This window comes from Pseudomonas sp. JV414 (assembly GCF_032424305.1).
In the GTDB taxonomy this organism is placed as follows: Bacteria; Pseudomonadota; Gammaproteobacteria; order Pseudomonadales; family Pseudomonadaceae; genus Aquipseudomonas; species Aquipseudomonas lini.
In genome coordinates, this window is record NZ_VYKC01000018.1 from 59,218 (window position 1) to 76,171 (window position 16,954).

Here is a 16,954-nt window from a genome sequence, read left to right on the forward strand (position 1 = left end):
GCTGCTATGTGAATTTTTTCCTACGGGGTTTTGTCTGAAATGTACGTGTTACACGTCCGTTGTATCTGGCGCCGATACAAATCCCCACCTAGGATACGCGGCATGTTTCCAGGGAGCTTCTTGATGAATAAGACATTGGTTTTGTGTGCACTGAGCGCAGGTCTGCTGCTCGCCGGTTGTCAGTCGGTCAACACCACCAGCGGTGGTGCCGTAGGGGTTGAGCGCAAGCAATACATGTTCAGCATGTTATCGACCGCCGAGGTCAACCAGATGTACGCCCAGTCTTATCAAAAGACCGTCGGGGAGGCGAGCAGCAAAGGGGTTCTGGACAAAACCAGTAACGATGCCAAGCGCGTTCAGGCGATCTCCAAGCGGCTGATTGCCCAGGCGCCGGTGTTCCGTCCGGATTCGGCCCAGTGGCAGTGGGAAGTGAATCTGATCAAGAGCGACGATCTCAATGCTTCCTGTGGGCCTGGCGGCAAGATCATTTTCTACTCCGGGCTGATCGACACCCTGCAACTCACCGACGACGAAATCGCCGCCATCATTGGCCATGAAATCGCTCACGCCTTGCGCGAGCACGGTCGCGAAGCGATGTCCAAGGCTTACGGTATCGAAATGGCCAAGCAGGGCGCCGGTGCGTTGTTCGGTCTGGGCGAGGGCGGCTTGGCCCTGGCGGACACCGTAGCCCAATACGGCATGACCTTGCCCAACAGTCGAGGCAATGAAAACGAGGCAGACTTGATCGGCCTCGAATTGGCTGCCCGCGCCGGGTACAACCCGAACGCGGCGATCACCCTGTGGAACAAGATGAGCAAAGCCTCGAATGGCGCGCCGCCAGAGTTCTTGAGCACTCACCCGGCGTCGAGCAGTCGGATTGCTGCCTTGCAGGCGGCGATTCCTAAAGTCATGCCGTTATATGAAAAAGCCAATAAATCCTGATCGATAGGCGTTGATGCCGCTGACGCCTTCGCGGGCAAGCCTCGCTCCCACAGGTTTTGTGTCGTACACACATTATGTAATCGACCGAAAACCTGTGGGAGCGAGGCTTGCCCGCGAAGAACGATAACGCGGTCTAACGACCTACAGCGTCAAACCCACCCACTGCTCTCCATCGCCGTGTACACCGCAACAATCGCCAGGATCAGGAACGCCGACGCCGCAAGGCGACGGATCAGGGTCAAGGGCAGTTTGTCCGCCGCAAAGTTACCTGCCAGTACCACCGGCACGTTGGCAATCAACATCCCGACGGTAGTGCCGATGATCACCAGCCACAGATCCGGGTATTGCGCGGCAAGCATCACCGTTGCGACTTGGGTCTTGTCGCCCATTTCCGCGAGGAAGAACGCAATCAGCGTAGTCAGGAACGGCCCGAACTTGCGGGCGGTGCTGGCTTCGTCTTCGTCCATTTTGTCCGGCACCAGGGTCCACAGCGCGGTGGCGGTGAAGCTCGCGGCGAGGATCCAGTGCAACGTCGCATTCGAGAAGAAACTGCCGAACCAGGCGCCTACCGCACCGGCTGCTGCGTGGTTGGCCAGGGTCGCGGCGACGATGCCGGCGATGATCGGCCAGGGTTTGCGAAAGCGGGCAGCGAGAATGAGCGCGAGCAGTTGCGTCTTGTCGCCGATTTCGGCCAAGGCAACGATTGCGGTGGGAACGAGCAGAGAGTCCAGCATCATCAGGGTTTTCCTAAGGGGCGGGTCGACACGGCTATGACACGTACAGCCTTCCCGCCCCGGGTAAGGTGTTCGTGTCATAGGTCTTGTCAAACCCTGCGATCCGTCTGATGCGGACGCTTGGGTCGCATACGCCATGGTCTGAGGACCAAGTATGTTGACGTATGCCGGACGAGCATGGCGCTCGTGGGAGACTACTCCCCTAGGACGGAGCGGATTCTGCCTAGGCAAATCCGATTGGGCAAGCCCCAATGTCGGTAGTTAAGTTGCAGAACCTGTGGGAGCGTGGCTTGCCCGCGAAGAATGCGCCGCGGTTTTTCAGGTATTACGCGTCATCGTTCTTCGCGGGCAAGCCACGCTCCCACAGGATTTTCGTCGCTCCAGGGCAAGCCCTGTTTTGCAAAAGTGTTTTCAGCCGCGCTTGGCCCGGTAGATTCGGAAACCCTGTCCTTCAGCCTTGATCGCGCACACACCCAAGTGCTCTTCGATCAGCGGTTGATATTTCAGGAAGCTGTTCGCTACCAGTCGAAGTTCGCCGCCGTTTTTCAGATGTTTAGCCGCTTTTCGCAGCAAGTTCTCGGTGGCGAAGTAATCGGTGTGTACGCCGACATGGAACGGTGGGTTGCTCAGGATCGCGCTCAAGCCCATGGGCGCGGCATCGATACCGTCACCGGTCATCACTTCCGCGTCCAGGCCGTTGGCGGCCAGGGTCAGGCGACTGCTGGCAGCGGCAAACGCGTCCACATCGAGCAGGGTGACCTGGTTGTGCGGGTAACGCCGCTTGACCGCTGCCCCCAACACACCCGCGCCGCAACCGAAGTCCAGCAAGTGGCCGCTCGGCAGTTTGTCCAGATGCTCCAGCAGCAGGGCGCTGCCGCGATCCAGTCGGCCGTGGCTGAACACGCCCGGCAGGCTGATGACTTTCAATGGGCCTTCGGCCAACGGCAGTTCGTAGGTTTGTGCCAGACTTTCCAGCGACTTGGCTTCGGGTGCATTGGCCACGGTGACCTGCCAGAGCTGGCAATGCCGTGCGCTGTCGAGCTTGCGCGGTTTGCCGAAGGGGTTCAGTTGCTTGGCCGCGCCTTCGATGCCGCTGCGCTTTTCGCCCACCAGGTACAGCTCACGGCCGGCCAAACGAGAGGCGAGGGCGTTGAGGATGTAGTCGGTCAGGTCTTTGGACTTGGGCAGAAACACCACGGCGCTGTCGAACTCGCGCTCCGGCGCATTCACGCCGAAATGGCTGCGTTCGGCGAAACGGGCGTCCAGCGCCGCTTGATCGCCGGCATGCCAGCACCAGCCGTGGGCATCGGGCAAGCGGCCCAGCAAATCATCGGCGGGCAAACCGGCCAGCAGCACCGAACCCTGGAATAATTCGGACTGACGAAGCAGTACTTCACTGCGCGGATCCATACTCTGCTCCTGGAAAAAAAGTGCGGCAGTTTATCAACTGACGACCCGCAGCGCTTGACCGCTGAAGTAGCCTTGGGCGTTTTCAGTCAACTGGCCAACGATTCGCTGCCGCGCCTCACGACTGCCCCAGGCGTTGTGTGGGGTGACGATCAATCGTGGAATATCCTGAGCCAACAGCGGATTGCCCGCGGTGGGTGGTTCGACGCTCAACACGTCGGTGGCCGCGCCGCCCAGGTGACCGTTGCGCAGTGCATCGGCCAATGCCTGCTCGTCAATCAAACCGCCGCGCGCGGTGTTGACCACGAAAGCACCGGGTTTCATCGAGGCCAGTTCGCGGGCACCGATGAAGTGGCGAGTGTGTTCGTTGAGCGGGCAGTGCAGGGTCAGGGCGTCGATTTGCGGCAGCAGTTCATTCAGCGGCAAACGATCCGGCCGGGCAGGGCGCCCCGGAATCTGCCCCAGCAACACGCGCATACCGAACGCCTCGGCCAACCGCGCCACGGCACTGCCCAGTTCACCATGGCCAAGCAGGCCGAGGGTTTTGCCTTCCAGTTCGACAATCGGATAATCGAGCAGGCAGAACTGTTTCGCCTGCTGCCAGCGACCTTCGGTGACGGCTTTTTGATAGTCGGCCAGGCGCGTCGCCAGATTCAGCAACAACATGATCGTGTGCTGAGCCACCGACGGCGTGCCGTAACCCTGGCAGTTGCAAACGGTAATCCCGTGAGTGCGGGCGGCGGCGAGGTCGACGTTGTTGGTGCCGGTGGCGGTGATCAGGATCAGCTTCAACTCGGGGCTGGCCGCCATGGCCGCCGCATCGATCAGGATTTTGTTGCTGATGGCGACGGTGGCGCCCTTGAGGCGTTCGACCACCTGATCAGGCGTGGTCTGGGCGAACAGCTGCAAGTCGCTGAAGCACTCGCGTAGCGGGCTGAGGTCGAGATCGCCGAGGTCCAGGGACGGATGGTCGAGGAAAACGGCGCGGCGAGAGTTCGTCATCAACTGTACCTTTTGTGCATTGAACTGAAGGCGTAATCTGCCGAGCCTACCAGATGACACAATTGGTAATGCTGCCGAAGGCTGCGTTCGCTGTAGGAGCGAGGCTTGCCCGCGAAGCAAGCACCGCGGTGTCTCTGATGCACCGCGTTATCGTTCTTCGCGGGCAAGCCTCGCTCCTACAGGAATGCACAGATTGCGGTGGCCACAGATTTCACAGATGCCATAGGGTGTGGTCCATCCTTGGAAAAATTTCAATTGATCGCCCTGCCCAAAAGGAGCCCCCATGTACTGGACAGAGTTTTTGACCGTCGCCCTGATTCACCTGCTTGCCGTTGCCAGCCCCGGCCCGGACTTTGCCGTGGTGGTGCGTGAGAGCGTGACCCACGGTCGCCGTGCCGGGACCTGGACGGCGCTGGGCGTCGGCTCGGCGATTTTCCTGCACGTCGGCTATTCGCTGTTGGGTATCGGATTGATCGTGTCCCAGTCGATCGTGCTGTTCAACGCCTTGAAATGGGCCGCCGCCGCGTATTTGCTGTACATCGGCTTCAAGGCCTTGCGCGCGCAACCAGCCAAACCGGTGGCTGACGACCTGCACCAGGAAGCGGGCGAACGCACTGCGCGGGGCGCTTTCACTTCGGGGTTCGTGACCAATGGCTTGAACCCGAAAGCCACGCTATTTTTCCTGTCGTTGTTCACCGTGGTGATCAACCCGCACACACCATTGGCGGTACAGGCCGGTTACGGGATTTATCTGGCCGCGGCGACGGCTGTCTGGTTTTGCCTGGTGGCGATGCTGTTCAGTCAACAACGCGTGCGCGCCGGTTTCGCCCGCATGGGCCACTGGTTCGACCGGACCATGGGCGCGGTGCTGATCGCCATCGGCGTGAAACTAGCGTTCACCGAGATGCATTGATCAATCACTACTCTGCCAAACGGCGCGGTCCCCTGTAGGAGCTGCCGAAGGCTGCGATCTTTTGATCTTCAGCGATATCGAAATCGCCCAAGATCAAAAGATCGCAGCCTTCGGCAGCTCCTACGCCTGATTCAGCAGCGCATCCGATATAGATAACGAATTCCTGCAAATGCTGGCGCAAAGCTAGCATTTATATGGCTGTGCAAATCATCCCTTTGGCTGATTTGGCTGGCGTTCAAGGGCTCTAGAGTGCTTAGCTTTAAAAGCCAAGACCGTGCAGTCAGAAAAGGGACTCTTATGTTGCAGACTCGCGTTATCCCCCCAGCCGAGGGCGCTTACCAGTATCCGCTGTTGATTAAACGGCTGCTGATGTCCGGTGCCCGTTACGAAAAAACCCGCGAGATCATCTACCGCGATCAATTGCGCTATAGCTATCCGACCCTGATCGAGCGGGTCGCGCGCCTGGCCAACGTGTTGACGGCCGCCGGCGTGAAGGCCGGAGATACCGTGGCAGTGATGGACTGGGACAGCCATCGCTACCTGGAATGCATGTTTGCCATCCCAATGATCGGCGCGGTGATCCACACCATCAACGTGCGCCTGTCGCCAGAACAGATTCTCTACACCATGAACCACGCCGAGGACCGCTTCGTGCTGGTCAACAGCGAGTTCGTCGGGCTGTATAAGGCGATTGCCGGGCACCTGACTACCGTGGAGAAAACCCTGCTGCTGACCGACTTGCCGGAAAAAACCGCCGACCTGCCGAACCTGATTGGCGAGTACGAGCAATTGCTGGCCGCCGCGAGCCCGCAGTACGACTTTGAAGATTTCGACGAAAACTCGGTCGCCACCACGTTCTACACCACCGGCACCACCGGTAACCCCAAAGGCGTGTATTTCACCCACCGGCAGCTGGTGCTGCACACCATGGGCGTGTCGACGATCATGGGTTCCATCGACAGCGTGCGCCTGCTGGGCACCAACGACGTGTACATGCCGATCACCCCGATGTTCCATGTACACGCCTGGGGCTTGCCATATGTAGCAACCATGCTTGGGCTCAAGCAGGTCTACCCCGGCCGTTACGATCCCGAGTATCTGGTGGAACTGTGGCGCAAGGAGAAGGTGAGCTTTTCCCACTGCGTGCCGACCATCCTGCAAATGGTCCTCAATGCCAAGGCGGCGCAAAACATCGATTTCGGTGGCTGGAAAATCGTCATCGGCGGCAGTGCGCTCAACCGTGCGCTGTATGACGCGGCCAAAGCCAAGGGCATTCAGTTGACCGCCGCTTACGGCATGTCGGAAACCGGGCCATTGGTATCGTGCGCGCACCTTAACGATGAGCTGATGGCCGGCACCGAAGACGAACGCACCACCTACCGGATCAAGGCCGGTGTACCGGGGCCGTTGGTCGAGGCGGCGATCGTCGACACCGATGGCAACTTCCTGCCTGCCGATGGCGAGACCCAGGGCGAACTGGTGCTGCGCGCGCCGTGGCTCACCGAGGGTTATTTCAACGAGCCGCAGAAAGGCGCCGAACTCTGGGCCGGGGGCTGGCTGCACACGGGGGACGTGGCGACGCTGGACAGCATGGGCGTGATCGACATTCGCGACCGGATCAAGGACGTGATCAAGACTGGCGGCGAGTGGATCTCCTCCCTGGACCTGGAAGACCTGATCAGCCGCCACCCTGCGGTACGCGAAGTAGCAGTGGTGGGCATCGCCGATCCGCAGTGGGGCGAGCGGCCGTTTGCGCTGCTGGTAGTCAGGGAAGGGCATGAGATCGGGGCCAAGGAACTCAAGGAGCACCTCAAGCCGTTCGTTGAACAGGGGCACCTGAGCAAGTGGGCTATCCCGAGTCAGATCGCCATTGTTACTGAAATTCCCAAGACCAGTGTCGGCAAACTCGACAAGAAGCGCATCCGCGTCGACATCACCGAATGGCAGGCCAACAACAGTACCTTCCTCTCGACGCTTTAAGCGTCCGCTGGCGCGCCGGAAACGGCGCGCCAGACCCACCAAGCAAGCGCTTGGCTTGTCAAATCCGAATTTTCAGCCATCCTTGCCGTGCCGACATGTGTCGGACTGGCGAAAGGACTGTTCCAGAGTGGCCGGCAGCTGCAAATCACACTTTAGAGGGATCAAGCACTACTACCTGCTGGCTATAGTCCGCTCAAGGATTTTTAAGAACGGAGCTCACGCACAAAACGGGGCGATGCAACTTTGGAGTGACTTCGGACCGCTTGGCTTCCGGTCACCCACAACGTTTTTAAAAGTACTCAGCCATAACAATAATGCACATGGAGTAGCGTCGATGACATCAGTAAACCAGTTCTGGCGCCGGGCGAAACTGCCCCTGGCGGTCAGTCTCGCCTCTTCGCTCGCCGGGCCTGCATTCGGCGTCAGTTTCAACGTCGGTGAGATCGAAGGTCAATTTGACTCATCCCTGTCGATCGGAGCCAGTTGGTCTACTCAGAGCCCCAACAAGAATCTTATCGGCGTCAATAACGGGGGCCACGGCCTGTCCCAGACGTCCGATGACGGTCACAACAACTTCAAGAGCGGCGAAACTTTTTCGAAGATCTTCAAGGGCATCCATGACCTTGAATTGAAATATGGCGACACCGGTGTCTTCGTCCGGGGCAAATACTGGTACGACTTCGAACTCAAGGATGAAAGCCGCGAGTTCAAGGACATCAGCGACAGCAACCGCAAGGAAGGCGCCAAGTCCGCCGGCGGCCAGATCCTCGACGCCTTCGTTTACCACAACTACGCCATTGCCGATCAGCCGGGTTCCGTGCGTCTGGGCAAACAGGTTGTGAGCTGGGGTGAAAGTACTTTCATCGGCGGTGGCATCAACTCGATCAACCCGATCGACGTGTCCGCATTCCGTCGTCCCGGTGCCGAGGTCAAGGAAGGTCTGATCCCGGTCAACATGTTCTACGTGTCCCAGAGCCTCACCGACAATCTGTCGGCCGAAGCCTTCTATCAGCTGGAATGGGACCAGACGGTTGTCGATAACTGCGGCACCTTTTTCTCCCAGCCAGACATCATTGCCGACGGTTGCGACAACAACCTGCGCGTGCTGAACAAGCGCTCGACCATTCCGGCCGCGGCCCTGCCTACATTGACCAGGCTGGGCGTCGACGTAAACAATGAAGGTGTGCTGGTGCGCCGTGGGGCGGATCGCGATGCGCGGGACAGCGGCCAGTGGGGCGCGTCCCTCAAATACATGTTCGAGCCGCTGGACACCGAGTTCGGTGCCTATTTCATGAATTATCACAGTCGTGCGCCGATCTTCAGCGCCACCGGTGCTCCAGCGGCGGCCTACGCCCGGGCAGCGGCTTTGCCAGGGGCGCTGCGCGCTCTGGCGCCGTTGGTGGTCGCAGGTAATTCCGAGTACTTCGTCGAGTACCCGGAAGATATCCGCCTCTACGGTCTGAGCTTCTCCACTACCCTGCCTACCGGTACGGCGTGGAGCGGTGAGATCAGCTACCGTCCGAACGCGCCGGTGCAACTCAACTCCACCGACATCCTGTTTGCCGGCGTACGCCCATTGGGTGGCGCCCTGACCAATGCTTCGCTGCTCCCCGGTGTACCGGGTCAGGATCTGCACGGCTATCGCCGCAAGGAAGTCACCCAGTTCCAGACCACCCTGACGCACTTCTTCGATCAGGTCATGGGCGCCAGCCGTCTGACCCTGGTGGGCGAAGTGGGCGTGACCCATGTTGGCGGTCTGGAAAGCAGCTCTGATGTCCGTTACGGCCGTGACCCGGTTTACGGTCCAGGTGAACTGCCGAATACCGGCGGCCTCAACACCTGCTCGGCGATCCTTAACACCAGCACCATCAACGGTGCCGGCGCGGGTGCTGCTACCAACAACCGCAGCCGCAACTGCAACAACGAGGGCTTTACCACATCGATGTCGTGGGGTTATCGCGGTCGCGCCATCTGGGATTACAACGACGTGTTCGCCGGTGTGAACCTCAAACCGAACGTGGCCTGGTCCCATGACGTGAGCGGTTACTCGCCTGGCCCTGGCGGTAACTTCGAGGAAGGTCGTAAAGCGGTGAGCCTGGGTGTCGATGCCGAATACCAGAACACCTACACCGCGAGCCTGGCGTACACCAACTTCTTCGACGGCAAGTACACCACCGTGGATGATCGCGACTTCGTTGCGCTCAGCTTCGGCGTGAACTTCTAAGCACTGTATTTTCAGGACGAACACATTTATGAAAATAACAAAGAGTCTGTTCCACGTTGGCGTTCTGGGGCTGTCGCTGCTGGCAACCGGTGTCATGGCGGCAGTCCCGGCGGCCGAAGCGGACAAGCTGGGCAAGAGCCTGACCCCGATGGGCGCCGAGATGGCGGGTAACGCCGACGGTTCGATCCCGGCCTGGAAACCCATGCCGAAAAACGCCGGTAGCGTGGACAGCAAGGGTTTCCTGGCTGACCCGTTCGCGAGTGAAAAACCGCAGTTCACCATCACCGCGCAGAACGTCGACCAGTACAAGGACAAGCTCGCGCCGGGTCAGTACGCGATGTTCAAGCGCTACCCGGAAACCTTCAAGATGCCGGTCTACCCGTCCCATCGCGGCGCCACCGTGCCGGATGAGGTGTTTGCCTCGATCAAGAAGAACGCCACCAACACTAACCTGGTGTCCGGCGGCAACGGTCTGGAAAACTTCGAAACCGCGATCCCGTTCCCGATTCCGAAAAGTGGTGTTGAAGTCATCTGGAACCATATCACCCGTTATCGCGGCGGCAGTGTGACCCGTCTGATAACCCAGGCCACGCCGCAGCCGAACGGCTCGTTCAGCCTCGTGTACTTCGAGGACCAGTTCGTGTTCCGCGACAAGATGAAGGATTACGACCCGAAAAATCCGGGCAACATCCTGTTCTACTTCAAGCAGAAAGTGACCGCGCCGGCGCGTCTGGCCGGTGGTGTGCTGCTGGTGCACGAAACCCTCGACCAGGTTAAAGAACCGCGTTCGGCGTGGGTCTACAACGCCGGGCAACGCCGTGTACGTCGTGCGCCGCAAGTGTCCTATGACGGGCCGGGTACCGCTGCCGATGGCCTGCGTACCTCCGACAACCTGGACATGTACAACGGTGCGCCGGATCGCTATGACTGGAAGCTCGAAGGCAAGAAAGAGATGTACATCGCCTCCGACAGCTACAAGCTCGATTCGCCACAACTGAAGTACGCGGACATCATCAAGGCCGGTCACATCAACCAGGACCTGGCTCGCTATGAACTGCGTCGGGTCTGGCATGTGGTCGCGACCCTGAAGGAAGGTCAGCGACACATCTACGCCAAACGTGACTTCTACATCGACGAAGATACCTGGCAGGCAGCTGTGGTCGATCACTACGACGGTCGCGGGCAACTGTGGCGTGTCGCCGAGGCTCACTCCGAGAACTACTACGACAAGCAAGTGCCGTGGTACGCCCTCGAAACCTTGTATGACCTGCAATCGGGCCGTTACCTGGCCCTGGGCATGAAGAACGAAGAGAAGTCGGCCTATAACTTCGGCTTCACTGCCAGCACCGCAGACTTCACGCCGGCAGCTTTGCGTCAGGAAGGCGTTCGCTAATACGGTGTAAACCGAGGCCGCATCCTCGAAAAAACGCCCCGACTGGTTCGGGGCTTTTTTTATCGGAATTTTGTATCAGGGCGCACTTGTTAACGCGGGGGGGCTCGCGAAACGTCGGTGACTGTGATGGCCCTTTCGCGAGCAAGCCCGCTCCCACACTTGATCTTCGGTGGATATACAATCTGTGAGCAATGGAGATCCAGTGTGGGAGCGGGCTTGCTCGCGAAGGGAGCGACACGGTCTGTCGAAAAAACTGCACCTCAGGCTTGGCAACTTCTGTTCGTAGTCTTTTTGTAGCCATTTGTAGCAATAACCTTCAATAGCTCTTCGTTTACCGCTAGGCTGCGGACATCTGTAACGCCGCCATCAGCCTTTCAAACAAGAGCCGGCCATGACTGATCTGTCCCCAATTCCGGGCCCTGCAAGCGTTGCCGTCGCCACATTGGACGGGCGCTTTTTCCGGCCTCCGCTGCCCGACGGCCATGTGCTGCGGCCGCGTTTGTGCGAGCGCCTGAGCGCCGGCCTCGGTGGCAGGCTGTTGCTGGTCAGTGCGCCGGCGGGGTTCGGCAAGAGTTCATTGGCGGTAGAGTTTTGCCAGGGGTTGCCGGGTCACTGGCAAAGCCTGTGGCTAGGGTTGAGTCCTCGGGACAGCGATCCCGGTCGTTTTCTTGAGCGCCTGCTCGAAGGTCTTCAGGAGTATTTTCCGCAATTGGGCAGCCAGGCGCTGGGGCTGCTGAAAATGCGCCAACGTCATCAGCCGTTCGCCTTCGAAGAATGGCTGGACGGTTTGCTCGATGAGCTGGCTGTGCACCTTTCACCCGGTACGCCGCTGTTGCTGGTGCTTGATGACTATCATCTGGCCCAAGGCCCGGTGCTTGATCGTTGCCTGCAATTTTTTCTCAATCATTTACCCGATGGTCTGCTGGTCATGGTTACCAGTCGGCAACGTCCCGACTGGCATCTGGCACGCCTGCGACTGTCGCGGCAACTGCTCGAGTTGAATGAGCAGGATCTTCGACTGACCCACGATGAAGCCCTGACCCTGCTTGATCGACACAGCATTTCATTGCGTGGCGAGGCGCTGGAGAGTTTGATTCAGCGCAGCGAAGGTTGGGTGGCCGGGCTGCGCTTCTGGTTGCTGGCGGCCTCCGAGGCGGGCAGCGAGGGCGCATTGCCCCAATCGCTGTACGGTGGGGAAGGGCTGATTCGCGATTACCTGCTCGAGGAAGTGATCGATTGCCTGCCCGCCGAGGTGCAGTCATTCCTGTACGAGACCGCGCCTCAAGAGCGCTTTTGCAGCGAGTTGTGCGACGCCGTGCGCGAAGCCCATGACAGTGCCGAGATCCTGCGTTTCCTGCTGGCGCATCAGGTGTTTCTGGTGCCGCTGGATGAACACGGTCACTGGTACCGCTATCACCACCTGTTTTCCGACCTGCTGCGCAGCCGGCCCACCGCCCAGGCGATGGTGCCGACGGCCAGCCTGCATCTGCGTGCCTGCCGCTGGTTCAACGCCCAAGGGTTACTCGATGAGGCGGTAGAGCAGGCGTTGCGTGCCGGGCATCTGGACGTTGCAGCGAATCTGGTACAAAACCTCTCTGAAGAACAGCTGCTGGCCGAGCAGAACGTCGGCATGCTGCTGCGCTGGAAAATGGACTTGCCCGACAGCCTGCTAATCAGCACACCACGGCTGATCGTGCTCTACAGCTGGGCGTTGGGGCTGGCCTGCCAACTGGACGCCGCTGAGGAACTGGCCAGCCACTTGAGCCGCTTCCTGCCGGCCCCGTCGGCCACTGCACAAAAATCCATGCTTGCGCAGTGGCTGGCCCTGAGCGGCATCATTGCCCGAGGGCGAGGCAATCGGGAGCTGACGTTGCTCTATTGCACCGAAGCGCTGGAGAGCCTGCCGGCCAAACGCTATGGACAGCGCCTGATGTGCCTCTCGACATTGTCTAACCTGGCCATTGCCGACAGCGACCTCTGGCGTGCCCGAGGGCTGAATCGTGAGTCCCTTGAACTGGCGCAACGGGTCGGCAATCCGCTGTTCGAGGCGCTGGCCCATTACGACCGCGCTCGCGTGCTCCAAGCGCGCGGGGAGATTCTTCGCTCACTGGATGAAGTCCGCCAAGGGCTGCAACGCCTGCAAGGCTTATCCCCGCAACGGCTCTATGCGGTGCGCGCACGGTTAACCTTATACGAGGGTTTTTTGCTGGCGCTGCGTTTGCAACCCCAGGCCGCGCGGGCACGTTTGCTCGCGGGTTTGGGCGAAGCGCGGGCCTGTCGCGACATCAGTGTGCTGATCGGCCACTGTGTGATTGCCCGTCTGGAGGGCAGCAGCGGCGAGTTCGCCAAAGCCTTCGCCGAACTCGCCGAGGCCGAGCGCCTGATGCACATCTGGGATGTCCCGCCGATTTACTACCTGGCGATGATCACCCTGGTCAAATGCGAACTCTGGCTGGCCCAGGGCCGCACCGACCTCGCCGAAGCCTGGCTCGCGCGATTGGGTCAGACCTACAACGGAGAGCATCCGGCGGCTCCCCCGGAATTCCATCCGCAATTGCCACTGCACATTGAACTGCAACAGGCGGTGCTGGACATGCTGAAAGGCCAGCCCATGCTTGCCGAAGGGCGCTTGAACGCGTTGCATGAACACGGTCAGCACAGCGGCCGGCAGATGCTCAGCGTGATGGCGCTGAGTCAGAAAATCATCCTGTTGCTGGCGGGCGGGCGCGAATCCGAGGCCCGCAAGGCATTGGCCCAGGCTTTGGCAGCGGCCGCCGGTGGTGTCCTGCAACCGTTTGACCCATTGTTGAGCGAACACCCGGACTGGCTGCGCGGGCAACTTCAACTCTTTGCGCCGACGGCCGTTTCGCAGTGTCTCTCGGAAAAACTTCCGGCCATGGCCTCCCGGCCGATGGTGGAGTCATCGCCTGCGGCCGAACAACTCAGTACGCGTGAACTGGCCGTTCTGCGACTGATCGCCCAAGGGTGTTCGAACCAGGAAATCAGCGATCAGTTGTTCATTTCGCTGCACACGGTGAAAACCCATGCCAGTCATATCAACAGTAAGTTGGGGGTTGAACGCAGAACCCAGGCGGTGGCGCGGGCGAAGGAGCTGGGGGTGTTGGTTTAGCATCGCAAGAGCTGTTCCCCCACAAAAACGAAAACGCCCCGAACAAGTCGGGGCGTTTTCGTTTGTACATTCCGGCCTGCCTGACAAGCCGGAGTTTACTTTCGTGATGAAGCGTCAGGCCACCAGATCGTTGGCACTGAAGGTATTGACACCCACCAGCTGGATTTCGAAGTCCGAGCCGAGGTCGCCATTGACGTTGCCATAGAGCATATGGTCGACGAAGCGCAGTTGTCCTGCGCCGGTGAAGTCATTCGCGCCGATAAAGCTGAAGCCGTTGAAGCCCGCGCTTACCAGATTGGCGTCGAAGTTGGTCAGATCGATCTTATCGCCCAGCAGACTGCTGAAGTCGGTGATGACATCGCGATTGGCGCCTGTACCCATTTCGTTTAGGGCACTGAAAACGAACTTGTCGGCACCTGCGCCACCGGTGAGGGTGTCTGTACCGATGCCTCCGTCCAGGATGTTGTTGGCGGTATTGCCCGTCAGTGTGTTGTTCAGGTCGTTGCCCAGCGCGGTAAAGGCGCCGCTACCCAGCAGCAACACGTTCTCGACGTTGTGCAGGTTGCTCAGGTTCAGGTCGATGGTGTTGGTTTGCGCCGTGGCGGCGTAAGTGACAAACAGGGTGTCGGTGCCTTCGTTGGCATTTTCCTGGACCAGGGCCAGCTCGCCGGCCTGATCGAGGCCGTAGTCGTCGTTGCCCTTGCCGCCGATCAGGGTATCCAGGCCCGCGCCGCCATTGAGCTGGTTGTTGCCATCGTTACCAGTGATCACGTTGTTCAGGGTGTTGCCGATGCCATTGAGGTTGGCGACGCCGGTCAGCGTGAGATTTTCCAGGTTGGCGCCCAGGGTGAAGGTTACCGAGGAGCGCACGGTGTCGATCTCGCCAGCCAGGGTACTGGTTTCAACGACCACATCACCGATGTTGTCGACGATGTAAGTGTCGTTGCCATCGCCACCGCTCATGACATCTGCACCCAGGCCACCGTCCAGGATGTTGTTGCCGATGTAGCCATTGATGACGTTATTAAGGGCGTTGCCGGTACCGTTGAGGTTGCCACTGCCCTGCAGCAGCAGATTCTCGACGTTACTGCCCAGGGTGTAATCGATCAAGGAATAGACAGTGTCGATTTCGCTGGCCAGGGTGCTGGTCTCGATGACTACATCGCCGAGGTTGTCGATGGCGTAGCTGTCGTTGCCTGCGCCGCCAATCAGGGTGTCGGCACCGAGGCTGCCATCGAGGACGTTGTCAGCACTGTTGCCGGTCAGGGTGTTGTTCAGGTCGTTTCCTATGACCGAAAACGAGCCGGTGCCGAGCAACAGTACATTCTCGACGTTCTGCAGGTTGCTCAGGTTCAAGTCGACTATGCTGGGCAGGCCCGTGGGCTGGGTCACGGAGGCGTAGGTAATAAATAGAGTATCGGTGCCTTCGTTGGCATTTTCCTGGATCAGGGCCAGCTCGCTGTCCTGATCGAGGCCGTAGTCGTCGTTGCCCTTGCCGCCGATCAGGGTATCCAGGCCCGCGCCGCCATTGAGCTGGTTGTTGCCATCGTTACCGGTGATCACGTTGTTCAGGGTGTTGCCGATGCCATTGAGGTTGGCCGCGCCGGTCAGCGTGAGGTTTTCCAGGTTGGCGCCCAGGGTGAAGGTTACCGAGGAGCGCACGGTGTCGATCTCGGCGGCCAGGGTGCTGGTTTCGCTGATCACATCGCCGATGTTATCGACGACGTAGGTGTCATTGCCGGCGCCGCCGACCAGGGTGTCGGCGCCGAGGCCGCCATCGAGGACGTTGTCGGCAGTGTTGCCGGTGAGGGTGTTGTTGAGGTTGTTGCCCAATGCGGTAAAGGCTCCGGCACCGAGCAACAGCACGTTCTCGACGTTCTGCAGGTTGCTCAGGCTCAGGTCGACGGTGTTGGTTTGCGCCGTGGCGGCGTAAGTGACAAACAGGGTGTCGGTGCCTTCGTTGGCATTTTCCTGGACCAGGGCCAGCTCGCTGGCCTGATCGAGGCCATAGTCGTCGTTGCCCTTGCCGCCGATCAGGGTATCCAGGCCCGCGCCGCCGTTAAGCTGGTTGTTGCCATCGTTACCGGTGATCACGTTGTTCAGGGTGTTGCCGATGCCATTGAGGTTGGCCGCGCTGGTCAGCGTGAGGTTCTCCAGGTTGGCGCTCAGGGTGTAGGTCACCGAAGAGCGCACGGTGTCGATCTCGCCGGCCAAGGTGCTGGTTTCGCTGATCACATCGCCGATGTTGTCGACGATGTAGGTGTCGTTGCCGGTGCCGCCCAGCAGGTAGTCAGTCCCAATGCCGCCGTCCAGAATGTTGTCGCCGGCGTTGCCGGTGATCATGTTGTTCAGGGTGTTGCCGGTGCCGTTGAGGTTGGCGCCGCCCACCAGGGTCAGGTTGTCGAGGTTACTGCCCAGGGTGTAGTCGATGGACGAAAGGACCGTGTCAAATTCGCCGGCCAAGGTGCTGGTTTCGCTGATCACATCGCCGATGTTGTCGACGGTGTAGGTGTCATTGCCGGTGCCGCCGATCAGGATGTCCGCACCGAGTCCGCCATCGAGGACGTTGTCGGCAGTGTTGCCGGTGAGGGTGTTGTTGAGGTTGTTGCCCAATGCGGTAAAGGCTCCGGCACCGAGCAACAGCACGTTCTCGACGTTCTGCAGGTTGCTCAGGCTCAGGTCGACGGTGTTGGTTTGCGCCGTGGCGGCGTAAGTGACAAACAGGGTGTCGGTGCCTTCGTTGGCATTTTCCTGGACCAGGGCCAGCTCGCCGGCCTGATCGAGGCCGTAGTCGTCGTTGCCCTTGCCGCCGATCAGGGTATCCAGGCCCGCGCCGCCATTAAGCTGGTTGTTGCCATCGTTGCCGGTGATCACGTTGTTTGAGGCGTTGCCGATGCCATTGAGGTTGGCCGCGCTGGTCAGCGTGAGGTTCTCCAGGTTGGCGCTCAGGGTGTAGGTCACCGAAGAGCGCACGGTGTCGATCTCGCCGGTCAGGGTGCTGGTTTCGCTGATCACATCGCCGATGTTGTCGACGATGTAGGTGTCGTTGCCGGTGCCGCCCAGCAGGTAGTCAGTCCCAATGCCGCCGTCCAGAATGTTGTCGCCGGCGTTGCCGGTGATCATGTTGTTCAGGGTGTTGCCGGTGCCGTTGAGGTTGGCGCCGCCCACCAGGGTCAGGTTGTCGAGGTTACTGCCCAGGGTGTAGTCGATGGACGAAAGAACCGTGTCA

Annotated in this window: 10 protein-coding genes and 1 riboswitch; of the genes, 6 read left to right on the top strand and 4 right to left on the bottom strand. The window is 59.9% G+C overall.

The features are described from left to right. The first annotated feature begins 123 nt into the window (after positions 1 to 123). Complete coding sequence (locus F6R97_RS19570) at positions 124 to 942, top strand: M48 family metallopeptidase (protein WP_048397774.1); 819 nt, start codon at positions 124 to 126, stop codon at positions 940 to 942. 149 nt (positions 943 to 1,091) lie between these two features. Here F6R97_RS19570 and F6R97_RS19575 read toward each other — a convergent pair whose 3' ends face one another. The 3 genes from F6R97_RS19575 to F6R97_RS19585 form a co-directional block, all read right to left on the bottom strand. Then, on the bottom strand, positions 1,092 to 1,676 hold the full coding sequence (locus F6R97_RS19575) for a TMEM165/GDT1 family protein (RefSeq protein ID WP_038983604.1): 585 nt from the start codon (positions 1,674 to 1,676) through the stop codon (positions 1,092 to 1,094). Positions 1,677 to 1,768: 92 nt separating this feature from the next. Continuing rightward, positions 1,769 to 1,891: riboswitch (yybP-ykoY riboswitch) on the bottom strand. A gap of 196 nt (positions 1,892 to 2,087) precedes the next feature. Then, positions 2,088 to 3,086 carry a class I SAM-dependent methyltransferase gene (locus F6R97_RS19580; protein WP_315866956.1) on the bottom strand — a complete coding sequence of 333 codons (999 nt, stop codon included), beginning with the start codon at positions 3,084 to 3,086 and terminating at the stop codon, positions 2,088 to 2,090. A gap of 33 nt (positions 3,087 to 3,119) precedes the next feature. Further along, a complete protein-coding gene (locus F6R97_RS19585; RefSeq protein WP_050683066.1) occupies positions 3,120 to 4,085 on the bottom strand; it encodes a 2-hydroxyacid dehydrogenase in 966 nt (321 codons plus the stop codon). Between the two features lie 283 nt (positions 4,086 to 4,368). On the opposite strand from F6R97_RS19585, the gene F6R97_RS19590 reads away from it, so the two are divergent. The 5 genes from F6R97_RS19590 to F6R97_RS19610 all read left to right on the top strand — a co-directional run bounded on the left by F6R97_RS19590 (position 4,369) and on the right by F6R97_RS19610 (position 13,725). Next, entirely contained in the window at positions 4,369 to 4,998 is a 630-nt protein-coding gene (locus F6R97_RS19590; protein WP_050683067.1) for a LysE family translocator, read from the top strand. Between the two features lie 297 nt (positions 4,999 to 5,295). Further along, on the top strand, positions 5,296 to 6,978 hold the full coding sequence (locus tag F6R97_RS19595) for a fatty acid--CoA ligase (RefSeq protein WP_315866957.1): 1,683 nt from the start codon (positions 5,296 to 5,298) through the stop codon (positions 6,976 to 6,978). Positions 6,979 to 7,312: 334 nt separating this feature from the next. Further along, positions 7,313 to 9,202, top strand: a complete 1,890-nt coding sequence (locus F6R97_RS19600) for a DUF1302 domain-containing protein (RefSeq protein WP_038981609.1) — start codon at positions 7,313 to 7,315, stop codon at positions 9,200 to 9,202. Between the two features lie 28 nt (positions 9,203 to 9,230). Beyond that, the gene (locus F6R97_RS19605) at positions 9,231 to 10,595 is read left to right on the top strand and encodes a DUF1329 domain-containing protein (RefSeq protein WP_038981610.1); all 1,365 of its coding nucleotides are present in this window, start codon (positions 9,231 to 9,233) and stop codon (positions 10,593 to 10,595) included. A 391-nt stretch (positions 10,596 to 10,986) separates the two neighbouring features. Beyond that, positions 10,987 to 13,725 carry a LuxR C-terminal-related transcriptional regulator gene (locus tag F6R97_RS19610; RefSeq protein WP_315866958.1) on the top strand — a complete coding sequence of 913 codons (2,739 nt, stop codon included), beginning with the start codon at positions 10,987 to 10,989 and terminating at the stop codon, positions 13,723 to 13,725. 114 nt (positions 13,726 to 13,839) lie between these two features. Here the strand turns inward: F6R97_RS19610 and F6R97_RS19615 are convergent. Then, positions 13,840 to 16,954, bottom strand: a 3,115-nt coding sequence (locus F6R97_RS19615; RefSeq protein WP_315866959.1) for a calcium-binding protein, incomplete at its 5' end; no start/stop codon positions are given.

What these genes read in the sequence shown, in the direction of transcription:
- F6R97_RS19570 (WP_048397774.1), top strand. Translation starts at nt 124, where the DNA reads ATGAATAAGACATTGGTTTTGTGTGCACTGAGCGCAGGTCTGCTGCTC.
- F6R97_RS19575 (WP_038983604.1), bottom strand. Translation starts at nt 1,676, where the DNA reads ATGCTGGACTCTCTGCTCGTTCCCACCGCAATCGTTGCCTTGGCCGAA.
- F6R97_RS19580 (WP_315866956.1), bottom strand. Translation starts at nt 3,086, where the DNA reads ATGGATCCGCGCAGTGAAGTACTGCTTCGTCAGTCCGAATTATTCCAG.
- F6R97_RS19585 (WP_050683066.1), bottom strand. Translation starts at nt 4,085, where the DNA reads ATGACGAACTCTCGCCGCGCCGTTTTCCTCGACCATCCGTCCCTGGAC.
- F6R97_RS19590 (WP_050683067.1), top strand. Translation starts at nt 4,369, where the DNA reads ATGTACTGGACAGAGTTTTTGACCGTCGCCCTGATTCACCTGCTTGCC.
- F6R97_RS19595 (WP_315866957.1), top strand. Translation starts at nt 5,296, where the DNA reads ATGTTGCAGACTCGCGTTATCCCCCCAGCCGAGGGCGCTTACCAGTAT.
- F6R97_RS19600 (WP_038981609.1), top strand. Translation starts at nt 7,313, where the DNA reads ATGACATCAGTAAACCAGTTCTGGCGCCGGGCGAAACTGCCCCTGGCG.
- F6R97_RS19605 (WP_038981610.1), top strand. Translation starts at nt 9,231, where the DNA reads ATGAAAATAACAAAGAGTCTGTTCCACGTTGGCGTTCTGGGGCTGTCG.
- F6R97_RS19610 (WP_315866958.1), top strand. Translation starts at nt 10,987, where the DNA reads ATGACTGATCTGTCCCCAATTCCGGGCCCTGCAAGCGTTGCCGTCGCC.